This window comes from Pseudovibrio denitrificans JCM 12308, from assembly GCF_001310815.1.
Lineage (GTDB): Bacteria > Pseudomonadota > Alphaproteobacteria > Rhizobiales > Stappiaceae > Pseudovibrio > Pseudovibrio denitrificans.
The window spans coordinates 258,632-277,256 of the sequence record NZ_BAZK01000004.1; the positions used below are offsets into that span (position 1 = coordinate 258,632).

General features: G+C 56.2%; 20 protein-coding genes. 13 read left to right on the forward strand and 7 right to left on the reverse strand.

The window, feature by feature from the left end; all coding sequences use genetic code 11:
* Nucleotides 1–121 precede the first annotated feature (121 nt).
* The 8 genes from JCM12308_RS06590 to JCM12308_RS06620 all read left to right on the forward strand — a co-directional run bounded on the left by JCM12308_RS06590 (nucleotide 122) and on the right by JCM12308_RS06620 (nucleotide 7,758).
* Nucleotides 122–1,015, forward strand: coding sequence for a GNAT family N-acetyltransferase (locus JCM12308_RS06590; RefSeq protein ID WP_208608721.1), 894 nt, complete (start codon nucleotides 122–124; stop codon nucleotides 1,013–1,015).
* Nucleotides 1,016–1,029: 14 nt separating this feature from the next.
* Nucleotides 1,030–1,479 (forward strand): ABZJ_00895 family protein, encoded by a 450-nt coding sequence (locus JCM12308_RS06595; protein WP_054783213.1) that lies wholly within the window; start codon nucleotides 1,030–1,032, stop codon nucleotides 1,477–1,479.
* Nucleotides 1,480–1,664: 185 nt separating this feature from the next.
* A complete protein-coding gene (locus JCM12308_RS06600; protein WP_208978314.1) occupies nucleotides 1,665–3,398 on the forward strand; it encodes an FGGY-family carbohydrate kinase in 1,734 nt (577 codons plus the stop codon).
* Complete coding sequence (locus tag JCM12308_RS06605; protein WP_208978315.1) at nucleotides 3,283–4,383, forward strand: hypothetical protein; 1,101 nt, start codon at nucleotides 3,283–3,285, stop codon at nucleotides 4,381–4,383. The genes JCM12308_RS06600 and JCM12308_RS06605 overlap by 116 nt, the downstream gene beginning before the upstream one ends.
* Complete coding sequence (locus JCM12308_RS29210) at nucleotides 4,356–4,922, forward strand: hypothetical protein (protein WP_208978316.1); 567 nt, start codon at nucleotides 4,356–4,358, stop codon at nucleotides 4,920–4,922. The genes JCM12308_RS06605 and JCM12308_RS29210 overlap by 28 nt, the downstream gene beginning before the upstream one ends.
* A 172-nt stretch (nucleotides 4,923–5,094) precedes the next feature.
* Nucleotides 5,095–6,090, forward strand: coding sequence for a LacI family DNA-binding transcriptional regulator (locus tag JCM12308_RS06610; protein WP_054783214.1), 996 nt, complete (start codon nucleotides 5,095–5,097; stop codon nucleotides 6,088–6,090).
* 269 nt (nucleotides 6,091–6,359) lie between these two features.
* Complete coding sequence (locus JCM12308_RS06615) at nucleotides 6,360–6,827, forward strand: nuclear transport factor 2 family protein (RefSeq protein ID WP_083416553.1); 468 nt, start codon at nucleotides 6,360–6,362, stop codon at nucleotides 6,825–6,827.
* Nucleotides 6,828–6,927: 100 nt separating this feature from the next.
* Nucleotides 6,928–7,758, forward strand: coding sequence for a trypsin-like serine peptidase (locus JCM12308_RS06620; protein ID WP_164845273.1), 831 nt, complete (start codon nucleotides 6,928–6,930; stop codon nucleotides 7,756–7,758).
* On the opposite strand, the gene JCM12308_RS06625 is transcribed toward JCM12308_RS06620, so the two are convergent.
* The 3 genes from JCM12308_RS06625 to JCM12308_RS28235 form a co-directional block, all read right to left on the reverse strand.
* A complete protein-coding gene (locus JCM12308_RS06625) occupies nucleotides 7,712–8,380 on the reverse strand; it encodes a DUF6058 family natural product biosynthesis protein (protein WP_054783216.1) in 669 nt (222 codons plus the stop codon). The two genes, JCM12308_RS06620 and JCM12308_RS06625, sit on opposite strands and share 47 nt — an antisense overlap.
* An 88-nt stretch (nucleotides 8,381–8,468) precedes the next feature.
* Nucleotides 8,469–10,151 (reverse strand): methyl-accepting chemotaxis protein, encoded by a 1,683-nt coding sequence (locus JCM12308_RS06630; protein ID WP_054783217.1) that lies wholly within the window; start codon nucleotides 10,149–10,151, stop codon nucleotides 8,469–8,471.
* A 149-nt stretch (nucleotides 10,152–10,300) separates the two neighbouring features.
* On the reverse strand, nucleotides 10,301–10,444 hold the full coding sequence (locus JCM12308_RS28235; RefSeq protein ID WP_164845274.1) for a hypothetical protein: 144 nt from the start codon (nucleotides 10,442–10,444) through the stop codon (nucleotides 10,301–10,303).
* A gap of 123 nt (nucleotides 10,445–10,567) precedes the next feature.
* On the opposite strand from JCM12308_RS28235, the gene JCM12308_RS06640 reads away from it, so the two are divergent.
* From JCM12308_RS06640 to JCM12308_RS06660, 4 genes are all read left to right on the forward strand, one after another.
* Entirely contained in the window at nucleotides 10,568–12,169 is a 1,602-nt protein-coding gene (locus tag JCM12308_RS06640) for a peptide chain release factor 3 (RefSeq protein WP_008549619.1), read from the forward strand.
* Between the two features lie 15 nt (nucleotides 12,170–12,184).
* Nucleotides 12,185–13,228, forward strand: coding sequence for a class I SAM-dependent methyltransferase (locus JCM12308_RS06645; protein WP_054783219.1), 1,044 nt, complete (start codon nucleotides 12,185–12,187; stop codon nucleotides 13,226–13,228).
* Nucleotides 13,229–13,393: 165 nt separating this feature from the next.
* Complete coding sequence (locus JCM12308_RS06655; protein WP_054783221.1) at nucleotides 13,394–14,092, forward strand: pseudouridine synthase; 699 nt, start codon at nucleotides 13,394–13,396, stop codon at nucleotides 14,090–14,092.
* A 59-nt stretch (nucleotides 14,093–14,151) separates the two neighbouring features.
* Complete coding sequence (locus JCM12308_RS06660) at nucleotides 14,152–14,607, forward strand: hypothetical protein (protein ID WP_128647344.1); 456 nt, start codon at nucleotides 14,152–14,154, stop codon at nucleotides 14,605–14,607.
* 34 nt (nucleotides 14,608–14,641) lie between these two features.
* Here JCM12308_RS06660 and JCM12308_RS06665 read toward each other — a convergent pair whose 3' ends face one another.
* From JCM12308_RS06665 to JCM12308_RS28240, 4 genes are all read right to left on the reverse strand, one after another.
* Entirely contained in the window at nucleotides 14,642–15,055 is a 414-nt protein-coding gene (locus tag JCM12308_RS06665; RefSeq protein ID WP_054783223.1) for a hypothetical protein, read from the reverse strand.
* Between the two features lie 93 nt (nucleotides 15,056–15,148).
* Complete coding sequence (locus tag JCM12308_RS06670) at nucleotides 15,149–16,039, reverse strand: AraC family transcriptional regulator (RefSeq protein WP_054783224.1); 891 nt, start codon at nucleotides 16,037–16,039, stop codon at nucleotides 15,149–15,151.
* 222 nt (nucleotides 16,040–16,261) lie between these two features.
* Entirely contained in the window at nucleotides 16,262–16,636 is a 375-nt protein-coding gene (locus JCM12308_RS06675) for an AraC family transcriptional regulator (RefSeq protein ID WP_128647345.1), read from the reverse strand.
* Nucleotides 16,597–16,740 (reverse strand): GyrI-like domain-containing protein, encoded by a 144-nt coding sequence (locus tag JCM12308_RS28240; RefSeq protein ID WP_164845275.1) that lies wholly within the window; start codon nucleotides 16,738–16,740, stop codon nucleotides 16,597–16,599. Before JCM12308_RS28240 ends, JCM12308_RS06675 begins: the two co-directional genes overlap by 40 nt.
* Before the next feature lie 1,315 nt (nucleotides 16,741–18,055).
* Between JCM12308_RS28240 and JCM12308_RS06680 the strand changes: the two genes are divergently transcribed.
* Nucleotides 18,056–18,619, forward strand: coding sequence for a hypothetical protein (locus JCM12308_RS06680; protein WP_208978317.1), 564 nt, complete (start codon nucleotides 18,056–18,058; stop codon nucleotides 18,617–18,619).
* Nucleotides 18,620–18,625 lie beyond the last annotated feature (6 nt).

Here is an 18,625-nt window from a genome sequence, read left to right on the forward strand (position 1 = left end):
GGAAGATGATCACAAATGCTCACGTCACACCCCACACAAACATTGAGCCATCCCCCTCAAACAGGGTAGGTATCAAAACAGGCGCACCGTCCAAGGTGATTCATGGGATAAGGGGATTGGGGTGATTTTGTTTCAGAAGGCTTCGGCGTTTTCGATGGAGCAGTTGCATCGGGTGATGGTTTCGGCGTTTTCCGATTATGTCATTCAGATGGAAATGCCTCTGGCGGATTTTGAGAGGATGATCACCACCCGCGGGTTTGATCCTGAGCTGTCTTGGGTGGCGGTTGAGGATGAGCAGCTGGTGGGGTTCTGGTTCATCGGCAAACAGGCAGCTTACCCTGGCGCAGTCTATGCCGTTTCAACAGGCACGGTGCCAGATGCACGCGGGAAGGGCATTGCCAGCAAGCTCTTTGCCAAGGTTGAAGAGCATGCCTTGAAAGCAGGTTACGGCAAAATCCAGCTGGAAGTGATCACCAGCAACACCGCGGCTGTCAAAGCCTATGAAAAGCTGGGCTTTGCAACTGAAAGACACTTCCAGTGCTTCAGCCTGCAAAAGACTGCGTTTTCTGAACGTTCAACCACAGCCCAGCCTGTCATCGCTTCATGGAGCAAGCTGGAGCCACTGGCCTCTGAACTCTGGCAAAAGCCACCAAGCTGGCAGAACTCTGCTTTCGCGGTCAATGCTCTGGGCGACGAGGCTACCTCCTATAAGATCGAGCAGAATGGAAAGCTCGCTGCCTATATCACCTTCACCCGCAAAACCGGCTCTGTGATGCAGCTTGCTGTCGCGCCGGAACATCGCGGTAAGGGCTTTGCCTCTGCACTGCTTGCGGTTGCTTTTGCCAATGTGGAGAAGGAAGCGCTGACCTTCATCAACGTGGATGAGAGCGATGAGACCATCATGCAGGCCCTGCCAAAGCTGGGGGCAATAAAAACGCTGCAGCAATATGAGATGCACAGGCCATTGCAAACCGTGGCTGAGCATGTTGAAGAGAACGATCTGACTACATCCTAAGCCGAGTATAATCCATGACCAAGCTGCACCGTTCCCTCTGGTTTTACCTCAGCTGGTTCATCGTGAGCTATACGGTGGTGCAGGTTGCAGTGACCCTGTTGGTCTTTCAATACGGCATCAAGCAGGCGGGCAATATGTTCATAGAACTTGGCCTGCCAGTGATCCTGACCAGCTTGATCTTTGTGCGAAATGAACACAAGGCGCCAACCGGGGCGACTTATTGGGGTCTGTTCGTTGGCTCCCTTGCAGCCAGCCTTCCCATCTCCATGATTGTGCGCAGTTACCTGCTGGCAGGGGAGGGTACAGTTGCTCCGGCCAGTCCGTTTCCCACGTTTGCTGGGGACGAGATGGGACTGTTCTTCATCATCGATCTGGTGATTCGCGCTCTGGCCTTTGGCATCGGCTACGGGTTTTTCGCGCGATTACTGAGTGATGCACAAAACCGCTCGAAAGAGCCAAACTAACCCACCCTGATCCAATCAAATCCTGAAAAGTCACGGCTGGTGGAACCGTCCTCCGGCCTGCTTTGCTGTGCTTGCCTATGAGAATTTTTGCATAAATCTCATTTGCTTTGCTCTTGCTAACACGAGTTAGCAGGTGTAGTTAGCAAGGGAGAAGAACAATCGCGAGTCGAAAAGGGAGGCCGCGTATGAAACAGACATGTTACGCTGGCATTGATGTCGGTTCTGCAAGCGCACGCGTCGGGATCTTCAATGAAAAGGGCGAGAGGCTGGCCTTTGCGGTGCGGCCTATCAAGCAGTTTCATGGTCGGGCCAACTTTGTCGAACAGTCCTCATCAGACATCTGGCAACAGATCTGCGCCGCCATGAAGGAGGCGATGGCCACCGCTGGCGTTTCTGCGGATGAAATCCGCTCATTGGGCGTCGATGCCACCTGTTCGCTGGTCGCAGTCGGGCAGGGTGGTAGCCCGGTCTCCGTCTCTGAAAATGGAGAGGCCGATCAGGACATCATCATGTGGATGGACCATCGCGCAGCAGAAGAAACCGCCACAATCAACGCCACCGGGGATGAGGCGCTCAAATATGTTGGCGGTGAAGTTTCTATCGAAATGGAACTGCCCAAAATCCTCTGGCTCAAGAACCACTATCCGGACCGCTATGAGCGCACCGTGCGTTTCTTTGACTTGGCAGACTATCTGGTCTGGCGGGCAACAGGTGCGGACGTCGCCAGCACCTGCACGCTGACCTGCAAATGGAACTATCTGGCTCACGAAGGCCGCTTTGCTGAAGATATGCTGCAAGCCGTCGGTCTGCATGATCTGCCGGAGAAGGTGCCGGAGAAAGTGCTGGATCTTGGCGCATCCGCCGGAGGTCTGACAGAACAAGCGGCCAAGGACCTCGGTGTCAACGCAGGCACACCGGTTGCTGCGGGCATCATTGATGCGCATGCAGGAGGTCTGGCACTCATTGGAGCGGAGCCGGATGGCGGGCTTGCCATCATCAGCGGCACCTCCAATTGCCATATGATCGTCAATGAAAAGCCCGTCATGGTGCCAGGTGTCTGGGGTCCATACTGGGGTGCCATGCTGCCGGGCTATTGGCTGGGTGAGGGCGGACAAAGCGCTGCTGGCTCGCTGGTAGAATGGACCATCCAGCAGTCTGATGCCTATGACGAGCTCAAAGCAGAAGCCGCCAAGCAGGGCCTGCATGAGACCGCACTCCTCAACAACTGGGTACAGGATCTGGAGGAGCGGGAAGCAAACCCAACCCGAGATCTTCATGTGCTCTCTGACCATCACGGCAATCGATCACCACGCGCCAACCCGCATGCAAAGGGTGTTGTCTCTGGCCTCACACTGGAAACAGGCCGGGATGCTCTGGCCCGCCTCTATCTGGCAACGCTTCAGGCCATTGCCTACGGCACCCGCCATATCATTGAGGAAATGACCAAGGCCGGGCACAGCATCACCAAGCTGTTCATGTGCGGTGGGGCCACCAAAAACCCGCTCTGGCTTAGAGAGTACGCCAACATCACAGGGCGGGAAATTCAGCTGGCGGAAGAAGAAGATGCCGTCACGCTGGGCGCTGCCATTCTGGGCGCCGTGGCCTGTGGTGATTTCAAGGACATTCCATCAGCCAGCGCAAAGCTGGTGCGTGTTGGTGGGCTCATCAACCAGAAGGCAACACCGCTCAGTTCCACGCCGCCAAATATCAGGTCTACCTCAATCTTTACGACAACCATCAGCACCATAAGGCGCTCATGGAAAAAGCAATTTAAGTATCAAAACAAGTTCAGGAGGACACCACGTGCTCAACCTGCCTCAGGCCCCAGCGCCTATCTCCGTAGCGGACAAGGAAATCCTTGTCGTCACCAATGCAGATCTTCGCGAAAGTGCCAACGTCACCTGTTGGCCCACCTATGAGGACTATGCGCAGCGACTGGAAAACGAGCTGACCGCGCAAGGCTTCAAGATGAAGCGCGCCCATGAATATGATGCAGCGCGCGGCCACGGCTTCATCTCTTCGCAAAAAGAAGGCTCAGAGCTGTTTGCGAAGATCGATCCGGAAGCTCCGCTCATCGTGCTGCTCACCGCGTGGCAATACTCGCACCACATTGCGCCATCCCTTGCCAAGCACAAAGGTCCAGTCCTGCTGCTCGCCAACTTTGATGGTACATGGCCGGGTCTGGTGGGCATGCTCTGCATGGCTGGGTCTCTCACCAGTCTGGGTGTTGAGTATTCCCGTCTCTGGTCCCAGACCTTTGAAGATGACTTCTTCAAATCCGGTCTCGCCACATGGCTGAAAGACGGTAAGCTCAGCCACGACACCTCGTATCTGCAGGATGTCGCAGCAAACCATGCCCTCCTGCAAACACCAGCAGGGCAGGCCGGTCAGCAGGTCGGCGAGTACATCCTCAAGAACAAAGCGATCCTTGGGCTGTTTGATACGTTCTGCATGGGCATGATGAACGGCTACTTCCCGGTCAAAGCCCTCACTGACATCGGCATGCCGCTGGAAAGCCTCTCCCAGTCGGCCCTTCTGGTGGAAATGGAAAAGGTGCCTCAGTCCCTGCGTGAAGACTGCCTGAAGTTCTATGAGGACCGTGGCATGACCTTTATGTTCGGCAGTGATGATGCGACCGAACTCACCCGCGAGCAGGTGCTGGAACAGTGCGCCATGATGATCGCCATGGCCCGCTTCACCACCCGCTTTGGTCTGTCCGCTGTCGGCGTACAGTACCAGCAGGGCTTGAAGGACAGCTGCGCAGCTTCTGACTTTGCCGAGGGCGCCATCGGGTCCACCGAGCGCTTCCCGATCCCGGATGAAGACGGGTCCATCATCTGGGAAGCAAGCCCATCCCTTGCATCAACGAAGTGGATATGGGCACCGCCATTCCGCAGACCATGATGTGGCGCCTGCTGGACGCCATGGGCCTGCCTGCTGAAACCACTCTGCATGATGTGCGCTGGGGCAGCGAGTATGAAGGCACCTTCTATTGGGACTTCGAAATCTCCGGCTCCGTACCGTTTGAGCATCTCAAAGGCGGCCTTGCAGGGGCAACAGGCTATCGCCAGCCGGCCATGTACTTCCCGAAAGGCGGGTCCAGCATCGCAGGCCAGTGTAAGGCGGGTGCCTTCCTCTGGGCGCGCGCGCATTATGAAGGCACACAGGTTATCATGCACATCGGCACTGGCCATGCGGTTGAGCTGCCAGAAGATGAGTTTGAACGTCGCCGCAAGGCAACCACCTATGAGTGGCCTCTGATGAACTGCACGCTCGATGGTGTGGGCCGTGATGATCTGATGGCAGGGCACCAGTCCAACCACATCACCGTGGCCTATGTGCCGGAAGAAAAATTGCAGGATGTGCTGCGAGCCTTCGTGGCTCAGGCGCTCACGCAGGGCATCAACGTCAAAATCGCAGGCTCTGCGAAAGATCTGCTTTAAACCCAGCAAAACAGAGTTTGAGCATCCCGTGGTGCTCAAACTCACGCAAAAGCTGCGGGATATCCACGGACACCACCCCGCACCTGCCATATTCTGCTTGGCAATTTGAGGAAGGCTGACTACCACTCGACAGTTAAGCGTACCTACAAAAATCAGGGCGAGAAAGCACGCAATGGCCAAAAAGCCAGATGAAATTGCAAAGGCGCTGGGCGTCTCCATCACCACAGTGCGATTGGTGCTGGGCGGCAAGGCGGAAAAGTACCGCATCAGCAAAGCCACCCAAGCCCGCATTCGTGAGTATGTGGAAGAGCATGGCGTCAAATTCGACCTGACTGCCCGCAGCCTCAAGCTGAAACGCACCAACACCTTCGGCCTGATCATTCCGCGCTTAGCCAACCCGTTCTTCGCCAAGCTTTCCGAAGAACTGGAACACCGCTGCCGCGAAACCGGCTACCAGCTCATCATCAGCTGCTCCAACTCAGATGAGGAAACGGAAAAAGAACTGGCCAGCGGCCTCGTTCAGCGCAATGTGGATGGCCTGTTCGTGGTGTCCTCCACTTCTGGCAGCCAGCAGCATCTGGGCAAAACCATCTCCAAGCCAATGGTGTTTCTGGACCGTGACTACGGCAACACCGACGCGCCCATCATCACCTCCAGCAACTTTGAGGGCGCTAAAGATCTCGCCGCCGCCATTGCCAAACATGCAGACGGAGAGCCGGTCTACTTCCTCATTGGCGGTAGCAACCAGCCAACTATCACCGAGCGTGCCCGCGGCTATCTGGAAGTCATGCCGCAAAATGCCGAGAAAGACTGGACCCTGCAATCTGCCCGCAACCGCACGCAGGATGGTGAGCAGATGATGCTGCAGCTCTGGGAGAAGCTCGGCAAAGCCCCGCAGAACCTGATGGTGTCCTCTCTGCCTGTTCTGGAAGGCGCATTGGCCGTTTTGCGCGAAAAGCTGGGCCACATTCCACCTCAGCTGCGTCTGGCCACCTTCGATGACAACAAGATGCTGTCCTTCCTGCCCAACGAGATCTGGTCCGTCAAACAGAACGAGGCAGAATGGGCCGAAGCGGCGCTGGAAGCCATGACCCAGACCATGAGCAGCGAGCAGGCTCACAGCAAAACCATCGCCACCCGCCTGATCCACCGGCCCAAAGATCAGTAATCCGTCACTATTTGTGGCGGAAATGCGGCGGGGAATTATCCCTCTGAAAACCATAGAACCGGAAGAAGCTGCTCTTTCCGCTGCGTAACCGTTATATTCCTTAGGTATGTAGTGCAGGCAAATGCGCTAGTCTGCCTGCGGCTATGGTACTCTTTGGAGACGAACTCGGGCTTATCCCTGAAACGCACACCAGATTTCGGCTTATGGATACGCGCGAAAACGAACAGTTAGAGCATCATCGGATGCCCTGACCAGCTGGGAGCATGTAGATGGACACTATTGGGCCAATCCAAAATCGCGTAAGTCGTTTCTTCATTGATGTCGACGACCGAAATTGGGAGTCCGTCGAAGGTGTCATGACCAGCCGCGTACATCTGGATTACTCCTCCTTCGGGGCAGGGGAACCCGTGGATCTGACACCAGCTGAAATCACAACAGCCTGGAAAGAGCTGCTGCCCGGCTTCGACCAGACCCACCACCAGATCGGCAATCCGCTTATTGAATCCAAAGAGCAAAAAGCCAACGTAAAAGTCCATGCAACCGCCACTCATTTCATTGATGGCGCTGAGGGCGGTGATCTCTGGGTTGTCTACGGCACCTACAACATCGCACTGGTGCATGAAGGCGGGACGTGGAAGATCAGCCGCATCCAGTTCAACTTCAAGTTCCAGGACGGCAACATGGATCTGCCAGTCATCGCGCAGGCCCGCGCTGACGCGAAAGCCAAAGCCGAGTAACAGGCAAACCGCAGGCACCAATTAGCTCTGGGCGAACGCCCGCAAGCCGCCTATAAACGCAGGGATGTTTTCGCCGGTACCGGCTCAGCAGGATCTGCATATGCTTTTGAATGCTCTCTCCAAATGCGTGCTCAGCGCTGCACTATTCATGGTAGCCCTGAGTGCTGGCCCGTCTCTGGCTCAGGATAAATCCAGCAAATCGGAAAAGTTCTTTCCCGGCATCATCGGAGAAGACAACCGCGAGATCATCGACAGCTGGGATAAGCCGTGGAACGCCATTGGCCGCGTCAACGTCGCCGGGTTTCGCTCCCGCTCCATGTGTTCCGGTACCCTGATCTCCGACCGCATGGTCATCACCGCCGCCCATTGCCTCTACAACGCCCGCACCGGCAAAGCTCATGTGCCGTCCAAGATCAACTTCGTGGCAGGCGTGCGCCGGGATAAGTTCATCGCTCACACCACCGCCGCCTGCACCCATCTGCTGGATGGCTACACCTTCACCAACCGCCCGACACTAAAACATGCCGCAACCGATGTAGGTGTGATCATTCTCTCAAAGCCGCTGGACGTGCCGCCCATGCCGGTGATCAGTAAAGCGCCGGAAGTAACACAGAACCTTGACCTCACCAGCGCCGGATACGCCAGAGACCGCCCGTTCCTGCTCGCCGCCGATAAAAACTGCAAGCTCTACAAAGACCGCGGCAACCTCTGGCTCACCAGCTGTGACACCAACTACGGGGCTCAGGCGGCCCTGTCATGGTGGAAGAAAACGGCCAACTCAAACTCACCGGCATCATGGTCGCCTCCGCCCAAAACAAGTTCTCAATCGCCGTTCCAAAGAACGTCTGGGCCCACCTGCTTGAGAAAACCACCTGCGAGGGAAACTAAGCCGCAGCCCGCTCCGCCAAATATCGCTTCCGCACATCGATGATACAGCGCTGTCTCGAGGACTGACTTACCTCATGCGGAGCAAACTCAGATTCCACACCGTCCAGAAAGTCTACGGTTTGCCGCAGCAGCCCAAGGTGCTCCTTTGAGAACTGGCGGGGCTCAGTCTCTGTCATCTTCTCAATAAACCGCACGCCAGCCTGTTTCTGGAAGATTGTGTCCGGCTGCCCGTCACGGGTGCAGATGCCATAGGTTCCGTTGAGAAAGTGGCCCCAGGTGCGTTCTTCCAGAGCGCCATCAAAATCCGCCATCACATCAGGATGCAGCGCGTGCAAACGTGCCCCCAGCTCTCCGGCAAGAAACGCCTCTTTGGCGCTGCGGAAACGGGAGAGGAAAAACGCCTTGGCCGCTTGCTCCTGTGTCAGTCCAAAGCACTGCAGATCCTCAAACCAGCGCCGATGGCTCTTCAGGTGAAAGCGATAAAGCTCCCGTTCCTGATATTGCCCAAGGAAGGAGACACACAGTGAGCTGTTGGTGAACAGATAGGACGCAGCTGGCATCACCCGCCGCTCCAGCAGGCTCTGCCAGTCGGTTGAAGAAAGGCCAAGCAGATCAAGGAACACCTGTTCCTCATAGAACTCTGAGTAAAGATAGTTGAGCAGCACGCTACGCTCCTGAAGCTTGAGATGGAAAACCCACCTCAAGCTCTAACCCACTTCACTTAAGCGATGTTTCGATAGAGATCGAACTAACTTATCCGGCCCGAACTTGGCTCAAAAACGCCTGCATGGCATCCTGCATCTGATCGGACCGCTCGGACAGGCTGGCGATGGAATGGTGGATCTCCTCCGAAAGCTCACCCGTTTTGCCCGCAGACACCTTCACCGTATTGATCGCCCGTGCAATCGCCGCGGTACCATCCGCCGCGCTGGAGATGTTCTCCGCAATGCTGTTGGTCGCCGTGGCCTGTTGATCGGCAGCAGACGCCATCGCCGTAGTGTGCTCGCGGAAGGAGTTCACCAGTGCTGTCAGCTCATCTGTTGCAGAGATAGAGGCATCCACCACACTGCGCATTTCCTGTATCTGCGCCTCAATCTCATCAGTGGCAGACCCAGTCTGCTGGGCCAATGCTTTCACCTCAGAGGCCACCACAGCAAACCCTTTGCCTGCTTCCCCGGCACGGGCTGCTTCAATGGTCGCGTTCAGTGCCAACAGGTTGGTCTGGTCGGATATGGCATGGATCAGGTCCGTCACCTCACCAATACGCGCCACAACGCCCTGCAATCGGCCAACGGCTGCGTTGGTCTGCTCCACCTGAGCGGCAGCGCTTTGCGCTACATCAGAGCTGGTGGAAACCTGTCCGTTGATCTCGTTGATAGAGGCAGAAAGCTCCTCTGTCGCGCCTGCAACCCCCTGCATATTGCGGCTGGCTTCCTCAGAAGATACGGAGGCAATCTCAGATTCCTCGGTGGTCTGCGCAGCAATCTCTGCAAGGCTGCTGGCTGTTGCATCCAGCTGCGTGGTGGAGCTGCGGATATCCGTCGAAATCGCCAGAACAGAGCCCTCCAGATCACAAGCCAGCCGATCCAGCTCCGCACGGCGCTTTGCTTCTGCTGCCTCACGTGCCTGCTTGCGCTGAGCTTCAAACTCCTGAGACTTCTGAAGCTCCTCCTTGAACACGCCCAAAGCCTTGGAAAGTGCGCCGATCTCATCACCGCGGGCGGTATGTCCAATGGAAACATCCAGCTGTCCCTGCGCCAGCGCATGAGTGGTATCCGTCAGTTGTTTCATAGGCTTAGAGATCAACGCATAATTCAGATAACCCATCAGCAATGCTGCAAGAGCTACCGCCACAGCACCAATGAGAGAAACCGATTGGAGGATTTGCAAATCATGCTCCTGCGAGCCGGTCAAAATCTCCCGGCGTATCTTCAGCTCTTTGACGATCGCCTCAAAACCAAGCTCAATCTCCTCCAGCAGCAATGCGCTGGTGCCATCCATCTCCATTTCACGGGCAACATCATGGGTTGCCTCATCCGCCATCAGCATGATCTGCGTGTTGGTGTAAGCATCCATCCATGATTGCCAGGCGCTCAGCAGCTCTGTCATAGAAGTGGCTTCAAGTTGCAAGGCATCTACATCTGCACCGATCTCATCAAAGATCTTTGGAATGAGCTCTGCATCATGCTCCAGCTTCTCGGCCCAGTGCTTCTGACCTGTCAGCAAATAGTTCTTCAGAGAGATTGCCTGATCCAGAACCAGAATTTCCAGCTCTTCAAGTTCTGTCTGGATAGTGTGGAAGTGAGCAACCTCAACCGCGTCCCGGCTGACACGCAAAGATGAGAAATAGGAAAGGCTGCTGATGAGAAGGCCAACCACAGCAAGAATGCCAAAGGCAGCAACACCCTTGCTGGAAACAGACAAATTGCGCAACATAATTGATCTCGTCAAATATGAATAATATATATCAATTGTATGAAGCTTCTGATTTTAAATATGGAATCAGTAAATTCATGCAAAATCGTTTTTTCAGCCTCCAGTTAATGCAACGTAAAGATGCAAAAGTTTTGAGCAATTAAAATATCTCAGGTATTTGTTTTGTGCATTTGCAGTGCAGCCATGCTTTGCGGAAAAAGTTCAGGGAAGGGCTGGCATTGCGCAGGCACATTCTGTAAGACCCAATCCGACAAAAGTTTCAGCAGATTTTGCGCCTGCACGATGTCCTTCAAAAGCTCCGGAAATTTTCGGACCGGAGTTTGCCGGAAAGGACACTCAGACCTGCGCGTCAGATGGATACCCTCAAATCTGCGGTACATAGAATATGCAGGGGTTTGCCTGCAAAAGGAGGCTCTATGAGCACAGCAGGCACACAGGCCTATGAGGCACGCCGCACCTTCGCGATTATTTCTCACCCGGATGCGGGTAAAACCACACTGACTGAGAAGCTGCTTCTGGGTGGTGGTGCGATCCGTGCTGCGGGTCAGGTCCGCGCCCGTGGTGAGCGCCGCCGCGCCCGTTCTGACTGGATGAAGATCGAGCAGGAACGCGGCATCTCCGTTTCAAGTTCCGTGATGACCTTCGAGCGTAACGGCATCATCTATAACCTGCTGGATACACCGGGCCACGAAGACTTCTCTGAAGACACCTACCGTACGCTGACAGCCGTAGACGCTGCGATCATGGTTATCGATGCTGCAAAAGGTATCGAGAGCCAGACACGCAAGCTCTTTGAAGTCTGCCGCCTGCGTGACATTCCGATCATCACCTTCGTCAACAAGATCGACCGTGAAGGCCGCCACGCACTGGAAATCCTCGACGAGATTCAGGAAGCGCTGGCGCTGGACGTCACTCCAATGAGCTGGCCAGTGGGCATGGGCTCCGACTTCTTCGGCGTTTACGACCACATCGGCAACCGCTTCTTCACTTCCACTGAAGGCCGCGGTGGTCCGCTCGACACCATCAAAGACGTGAAGGGCCTCGAAGACCCTGAGCTGGTGGGTGAGCTGTTCGACAACATCCGCGAAGAGCTGGAAGAAAACGTAGAGCTCGGCGGCGCAGGCTACTCCGAGTTTGATCAGGAAAGCTTCCTGGAAGGCCATCTGACGCCAGTCTTCTTCGGTTCCGCTCTGCGCGACTACGGTATCGACCAGATCCTCGATTTCATCGCAGCCCACGCACCGTCTCCGCACTCTCAGCCAGCCACCGGTGGCCGCACCATCAAGCCAGAAGAAAACAAGGTCACTGGCTTTGTGTTCAAGGTTCAGGCGAACATGGACCCGAAACACCGCGACCGCATCGCGTTTGTGCGTCTGTGCTCCGGCACCTTCAAGCGCGGCATGAAGCTTAAGCACGTGCGCGCAGGCAAGCCAATCACCGTGTCCGCGCCAATCTTCTTCTTTGCAGAAGAGCGTGAGATCGCAGAAAAAGCCTATCCGGGCGACGTGATCGGTGTGCCAAACCACGGCCAGCTGCGTGTGGGTGATACGCTGTCCGAGGGCGAAGAAATCCACGTTACCGGCCTGCCAGCGTTCGCACCGGAAATCCTGCGCCGCGTCCGCCTGACAGACACCATGCGCGTTAAGCAGATGCGCCGTGGCTTGGAAGATCTGGCAGAAGAAGGTCTGGTGCAGATCTTCAAACCAGCCATCGGCACCAACTGGATCGTCGGCGTGGTCGGCGTGCTCCAGCTCGACGTTGTGGTCGATCGCCTGAAAGCGGAATATCAGACGGAAATCGGCTTCGAGCCAGTCATGTACAACACCGCCCGCTGGGCAGAGTGCACGGACCCTCTCAAGCTGGACAAGTTCCTTGAGACCAACCGTGCACACGTGGCGCTGGACCGGGACGACAAGCCTGTTTACCTCTTCAAGAACGCTTGGGAAGTAAGCTATGTGGGTGAGAAAAACCCGGACATCAGCTTCCGCGAAACCCGCGAAATCGTGCACACCTCTTAAAGGCAGATCAGTCTCATGAAAGACCCGGCTCTCGATACGCTTCTTCTGCCTTTTGAAAACGGCAGTCTCGACTTCTTTGAAGACGGCAGTGCAGACCAAAAGGCTCTGTTCCTGCGCGCCCGCATGGGCTTTGCCATGAACGCCATGGACAAGTCCCGCGTGGTCTGCCAGCAGACGTTCGCTGCAGACAAAGACAATCTGGAACGTGCAGGCTTCACTGTCACACCAGAAGCCTCCGGTACCTATCCGCTGGTTATGGTCCTGCCTCCACGCCAGCGTGATGAAGCCCGTGCTCTCATGGCACAGGCTGTCAAAAGCGCAGGTGAGGGTGGCATCGTCATCGCAGCTGTCTCCAACACCGAAGGCGCAAAGACAGCGGAAAGCGACCTGACCAAACTGGCAGGCAACGCTGGCAAGCTTTCTAAAAACAAATGCCGTGTGTTCTGGGCAGAAGTCTCTGCAGACACCATCAACCAGCAGCTGCTGGAAGAGTGGAGCCAGCTGGATGCCCCACGCGAAATCCTCGATGGCCGTTTCATGAGCCGTCCGGGTGTCTTCGCATGGGACCACATCGACAAAGCCTCCCAGCTTCTGGTCAAAACCTTGCCGGACCGCCTTCCGGGCCGCGGTGCTGATCTGGGCGCAGGCTTCGGCTACCTGACCTCTGAAGTGGTTAAGGTGAACAAAGTCAAAGCTATGGATCTGTATGAAGCCGAAAAGCGCGCGCTGGATCTGGCTGAAACCAACCTGAAGGGCAAGACAGGAGAAGTCGCCGTCGACTTCATCTGGCAGGACGTCACCAAGGGTCTCAACCGCGCGTATGACTTCATCGTCATGAACCCGCCATTCCACGCCGGTGGCAAGCAGGACCGTGCCGACATCGGTCAGGGCTTCATCAAAGCCGCTGCCAAGGCACTGCGCCCGTCCGGCCACCTCTGGCTGGTCGCCAACCGCCACTTGCCATACGAAGCAACGCTGGACAAAGTCTTCGCCTCCTACGAGATCATGGCAGATCAGGGCGGCTACAAGGTCATCCGGGCCATCAAGGCGAATAAGTAAGGCGGCGGAAGTTGATCTGCGTGGATGTTTGAGATGAGCTTTAACTCAAAAATGCTCCACGCAGTCTCGTCATCCCCGACTTGATCGGGGATCCAGAATTCAATCAGGAGTGCAGCGCACAGCCTGATGATCTTGCATAAATCGTCTTTGAAGGGTGAAACGAGCATGAGACTTGTGAAACTGCTTGCAAATCTGGGATACGGCAGCCGCAAAGAAATGCAGGCCGCCATCCGCAATGGTTGGGTCACCGATAAAGACGGCAACCCGATCAAAGCCGACAGCAAGCTGCCTCATGATCAGATCCTGTTTGATGACGAGCCGCTGGACCCACCAGAAGGCTCCGTCATCCTGCTCAACAAGCCCCTCGGCTACACCTGTTCCATGAAAGATCGCGGGCGGCTGGTTTTTGACCTGCTGCCAGATCGCTACCGTGTCCGCAAACCAGCGCTGTCCTTCGTGGGCAGACTGGACAAGGACACCACCGGTCTGCTGCTGTTCACCGATGATGGCAAGCTGCTGCACCGGATCATCTCGCCCAAGGCAGATGTTGCAAAAATCTACGAGGTTGAACTCGACCGCCCAATGACCGGCGGCGAAGGCGATCTGTTTGCCTCCGGTGAAATGATGCTGGAAAACGAGACCAATCCGCTCAAGCCAGCAGAACTGGAAGTCCTTTCCGAGACCTCAGCACGCCTCACCCTCCACGAAGGCCGCTACCACCAGGTCCGCCGCATGTTCGCCGCCACCGGCAACCACGTCACCAACCTCCACCGCGCCCAGCTCGGTGGCCTCACACTGGACGGCGTGGAAGAAGGCACCTGGAAGCTCCTCGCACAAGACGACATCGATAAGATCTTCGGGTAAGGCTGCGCGCTCACCACATTCAGCCTCACTCCGGCTCCAGATGAGACATGAGACCTTTCATGCGCAAGGTCGTGTCTGCTGCCATCAGTGTGCAACAGACCTGGCCTTCAAACCAAAGGTCGATCATGCACCCGAAACTGAAATTGGCTGCAGCTCTTGTGCTCAGCGGTGTCGCTCTGGCAGCTTGCCAAAGCCCCAATCAAAAACGCATTCACGAGAACATCAAGTCTGGCAAATACCCGCTGACCTATACAAAGAAGGTCGGCAAATACACCTTGTCCTACGGCAAGCCAGACAAAACGCAGAACTGGCAGTTCCTGCTCAGCATCACCCCAACCACCAATCCATTCCGGGATCAGAAAGTGCTGGAAACGATCTTCGAGACGGTCACGCCTATGTGTAACTCCCTCCTGCCAAATGCCGATCCCAACAGGTTCGGTATCCTGAGCAAGAAGCCACTCGTGGATGAAAGCACACAGACCTCAAGAATCCTGCTGTCCTGCAAAACGCGATAGTGCGAATGACAAGATAGAGCGCTGACACCACTCTTCAGCGCTCGTCACCGCCAGCTTTCTCGCGCACCATGTCCAGATGCGCCAGAAACTTCTCCTCATAGGCCCAGGTGGAAAGCAGGTTGCCGAGTACTTTCTGGTTCGGCGTGCGCAGGCAAACCATGTAGAGCTGCGTGTCCAGTGCCGCCATCCACACCAGCGGAAACCACAGCAGCCAGCAGCTCATCTCGGCCAGCAGATAGCCCTCCGACTGGCCGTAGACCCAATTCGTAACCCAGTAGATCCCGAGAGCATAAGCAAACGTCAGTGCCGTCATCAGCACGCCAGCCAGCAACCCCAGATACAGCCCTTTGCGCGCCCATAGCAGCAGGGACAGGTAGAAGCCCCACATCCTGCACAGGGTCAGGAGGCGATAGAACAACAGGCGCCTGAATATCCAGCCGAAGACCATGAACCTCTCGCGAACCAGCCAACACCACCGGAACCTAAGGCCACGCCCCTTAACCCCGCGATAAACCGCAGGTGCAACTTGCGCACAACCGGCTTAAGAAAGTGGCCGCACCGGAATGCAGATCACCACTTCATGCGGCCCCATCTCGCCGGTCATGGAAGGGTACAGCTGGAAGCAGGGGATGTTCTCCGGCTCATACCCGCTCATGGGCAACCAGTCGCCGAACATATACTCCCACGCCGCCTGCGACTGATCATGGGTGATCACGAAGTGCCCGCAGGCATAACGCCCGCCGCCAACCACCATCTTGCCCACTTCACCTTCCACATCCGCTGGACCGCGCAAGGTCAGGCAGGAGCTGAAGCGCATCAGCTCCGCATCAGTCACCTGCGGATCGTCGTGGAACAGACACATCATCTCCGCCCCATGCGCCAGCCCGCGCGGCCCGGCCCATGCCATCAGCGTGCCGAACGCCTCTCCAAAAATCTCAGGCCGTTCCTGAAAGTTACCGGTGCGCCGCACATAAGCCACTGTGCGTGGCTCCAGCTTGCCCACTTCCACCTTGTCCGCCACCAAACCAGACCTAGGTCGCTCCAGAACCATGGTCTCATTGGCCCGCGCCTCCACTGAGGCCGTCGCATCCCGCCGCCATTGGCTGGCAGGCATGCCAAACCGCGCCTGAAACGAGCGCGCAAAGGTGGAAGGGGAGGCAAAGCCCATATCCAGCGCCGCATCCGTAATGGAGATCGATGGGTTCTGCTTCAGCCGCCGCGCCGCCTTTTCAACCCGCAGGCGACTGGTGAACTGGTTTACCGTCTCCCCGGTCATAGCCCGGAAAATGCGGTGAAAGTGATAGGGAGAAAAACAGGCCGCATCCGCAATCTGCGCAAGAGAAAGCTCCTCGCAGATGTTGCGCTCAATATAATCCATCGCCCGGTTGATCCGCTGCGTATAGATATTCTTCTGCAAAGCCTCATGCCGCATAACCAGCCTCCCATGCCTGATAAAAACCTACAGCATTCCCTGCAAAAAGGGAGCCTGAAAGTGCGGCAGCGACAACTGTGCCACTTAAAAGTCGAAAGTCGGTGAGCATAGATAGAACAAACCAGTCGGGTAAGGGGAACCGCACCTGACGCACCATCGGTTGGGGACCCGGCACGCCAGATGCGTACATCCTCCGTTTAAAGAACGGTGGGTGTAGAAAAATCAGGAAGACCGCACAGGAACACAAACGTAAATATCCTGCGGTGTGTTATCCGCCAGCATATTGGGATAAAGCTGGAAGCACGGTTTTGCATCGGGCTGATACCCACTTGCAGGTAGCCAGTTGGCAAACATGTCCTCCCACGCCTTGGCAGAATCCTGATTGCTCACCTTGTAGTGCCCACTGGCATAAAGACCGCCCGCAACAGTCATTTTGCCAATCTCACCGGCAACATCCATATCTTGCTTCAGGGTAATGCAAGCGGTGAACTCCCGCTCATCAGAACCAACCGCATCAGGATCCTGATCAAACATACACAGCGTCTCTGCCCCTTCAATCAGGCTGATTGCGCTGCCCAGCCCATCAACTTGCCCCATGTCTGCGCAAACAGTTCAGGGTTCTTTTGAAAATCGCCAGTGCAACGCACATAAGCAACAGTGCGCGGTTCAAAGTTTTTAACGTCCACACCAAGTACTTCCATGGTCTCTCTCTCCAATCGAGTTCGCGTTTTGTACTCATTAAGATAGAGAGTGTTGCCCCACCAATCTTTGCAAATCTTGCTTTGTTGCGTTCCTGCGTCTCTCAATGTGAATGCAGCATTGGTTGGTGATTAAGCATCGTCTGTGTTTGCCGCTCTAGGTCCCGGCTCGGGGGCCGGGATGACGTCAGAGGATGGCGTGCGGATGACGTTGGTGGGGAGGCGGAGTTGGAGCGGAGATGGCTGGCGACGTCATGGCGTGATGGTGATGTACGTAGTGGTGAGGTGATGCGTTTATGGCTCCCCTTCTGCCGTCATCCCGCACAAGCGCAGCGCGATGCGGGACCTAGGGTGGCATGGCAGAGCCTCTCTGTTCTACTGCGTTCCCATACTTTCTAATGTTAGTGCAGCATCAGCTGGTGATTAAGCAGTATCAGTGTTTGTGGTCCTAGATCCCGGCTCGAGGGCCGAAATGACGTCAGAGGAGGGCGCGAGGATGACGTTGGTGGGGAGTTGGCGTTGCTGCGGAGATGGTTGGTGACGTCAAGGTGTGGTGGTGATGTACGTAGTGGTGAGGTGATGCGTTTACGGCTCCCCTTCTGCCGTCATCCCGCACAAGCGCAGCGCGATGCGGGACCTAGGGAGCATGGTAGAGCCTCTCTGCTTTATTACGTTCCCATACTTTCTAGCCTGAGTGCAGCTTCGGCTGGTGATTAAGCATCGTCTGAGTTTGCGGCACTGGGTCCCGGCTCGGGGGCCGGGATGACGACGGAGGATGGCGCGCGGTTGACGTCGGTGGGGAGGTGGCGTTGGAGCGGAGATGGCTGGCGACGTCATAGCGTGGTGGTGAGGTGATGTGGTTGCGAATGTCCTTCTGCCGTCATCCCGCACAAGCGTAGCGCGATGCGGGACCTAGGGTGGCACGGTGGAGCCTCTCTGCTTTATTACGTTCCCACGTCTCTCGATGTGAGTGTGGCATCGGCTGGTGAGTAAGCTGCGTCTGTGTTTGCGGCCTTAGGTCCTGGCTCGGGGGCTGGGATGACGTCAGAGGAGGGCGCGCGGATGATGTCGGTGGGGAGATGATGTTGCTGGGGAAGGTGATGTTTGAGGAACGTGCGCGGATGACGTTGTTAGGGAGATGACGTTGGAAGGAGGCGAGCGTTAGGGTGTTATGACACTCGCGATAGACGCGGTTCTGCTCCGCTGTACACACCACGACCTCCCAAAAACCATGGGCCAACCCACCCTCAGGATTTCCCATTTTTTAGCAGTCATTTGCGAAAATTGGCCGTAAATCACAAAGAAACTGGGGCTACCGGTGCGGTCGAAGCGGTTGAAGGATCTGTTTAATCATCGGGTTGAGGTGTTTCTCTTCAGCCAGATGATGCTCATGTTCGGATCATTGATCCTGCCGGGGCAGACGCTGGAAGCCCACGTGTTCAGCGCGTTTTACATCTTCAACATCGCCACCGGCATGCTGATCACCCTCAAGAAGACGCAGTTCTTCCGGCTGGTGGCCGTCCTACTGGGCTGCTCGCTGGTGCTGGCGTTTCTGGATACGCCCATCTTCCCAACAATTGACCCGCTGGTACCGCAGATCGCCATCTACTTTGCCTTTCACGCGGTGGTCGCTATCGTGCTGATCGACGAAATGCTGGTCACTCAGGAAGAGAACTACCGCGTCGTTCTGGGCGTGCTCAGCGGCTACATCTCCATCGGCATGGTCTCGTTCTTTCTCTTTATACTTATAGAGCACATGCACCCGGGTTCCTTCAAAGGCCTGCCCATTGAAAACATAGAGACCCGCTCGCAGGAAGAAGCGCTCATGTATGCCGCCTTCATCACCCTGATGACAATCGCTACGGCGACATCGTACCCTTAACGCCCA

What these genes read in the sequence shown, in the direction of transcription:
- JCM12308_RS06595 (WP_054783213.1), top strand. Translation starts at nt 1,030, where the DNA reads ATGACCAAGCTGCACCGTTCCCTCTGGTTTTACCTCAGCTGGTTCATC.
- JCM12308_RS06600 (WP_208978314.1), top strand. Translation starts at nt 1,665, where the DNA reads ATGAAACAGACATGTTACGCTGGCATTGATGTCGGTTCTGCAAGCGCA.
- JCM12308_RS29210 (WP_208978316.1), top strand. Translation starts at nt 4,356, where the DNA reads ATGGGCACCGCCATTCCGCAGACCATGATGTGGCGCCTGCTGGACGCC.
- JCM12308_RS06610 (WP_054783214.1), top strand. Translation starts at nt 5,095, where the DNA reads ATGGCCAAAAAGCCAGATGAAATTGCAAAGGCGCTGGGCGTCTCCATC.
- JCM12308_RS06615 (WP_083416553.1), top strand. Translation starts at nt 6,360, where the DNA reads ATGGACACTATTGGGCCAATCCAAAATCGCGTAAGTCGTTTCTTCATT.
- JCM12308_RS06620 (WP_164845273.1), top strand. Translation starts at nt 6,928, where the DNA reads ATGCTTTTGAATGCTCTCTCCAAATGCGTGCTCAGCGCTGCACTATTC.
- JCM12308_RS06630 (WP_054783217.1), bottom strand. Translation starts at nt 10,151, where the DNA reads ATGTTGCGCAATTTGTCTGTTTCCAGCAAGGGTGTTGCTGCCTTTGGC.
- JCM12308_RS06640 (WP_008549619.1), top strand. Translation starts at nt 10,568, where the DNA reads ATGAGCACAGCAGGCACACAGGCCTATGAGGCACGCCGCACCTTCGCG.
- JCM12308_RS06645 (WP_054783219.1), top strand. Translation starts at nt 12,185, where the DNA reads ATGAAAGACCCGGCTCTCGATACGCTTCTTCTGCCTTTTGAAAACGGC.
- JCM12308_RS06655 (WP_054783221.1), top strand. Translation starts at nt 13,394, where the DNA reads ATGAGACTTGTGAAACTGCTTGCAAATCTGGGATACGGCAGCCGCAAA.
- JCM12308_RS06660 (WP_128647344.1), top strand. Translation starts at nt 14,152, where the DNA reads ATGCGCAAGGTCGTGTCTGCTGCCATCAGTGTGCAACAGACCTGGCCT.
- JCM12308_RS06665 (WP_054783223.1), bottom strand. Translation starts at nt 15,055, where the DNA reads ATGGTCTTCGGCTGGATATTCAGGCGCCTGTTGTTCTATCGCCTCCTG.
- JCM12308_RS06670 (WP_054783224.1), bottom strand. Translation starts at nt 16,039, where the DNA reads ATGCGGCATGAGGCTTTGCAGAAGAATATCTATACGCAGCGGATCAAC.
- JCM12308_RS06675 (WP_128647345.1), bottom strand. Translation starts at nt 16,636, where the DNA reads ATGGGGCAAGTTGATGGGCTGGGCAGCGCAATCAGCCTGATTGAAGGG.
- JCM12308_RS28240 (WP_164845275.1), bottom strand. Translation starts at nt 16,740, where the DNA reads ATGGAAGTACTTGGTGTGGACGTTAAAAACTTTGAACCGCGCACTGTT.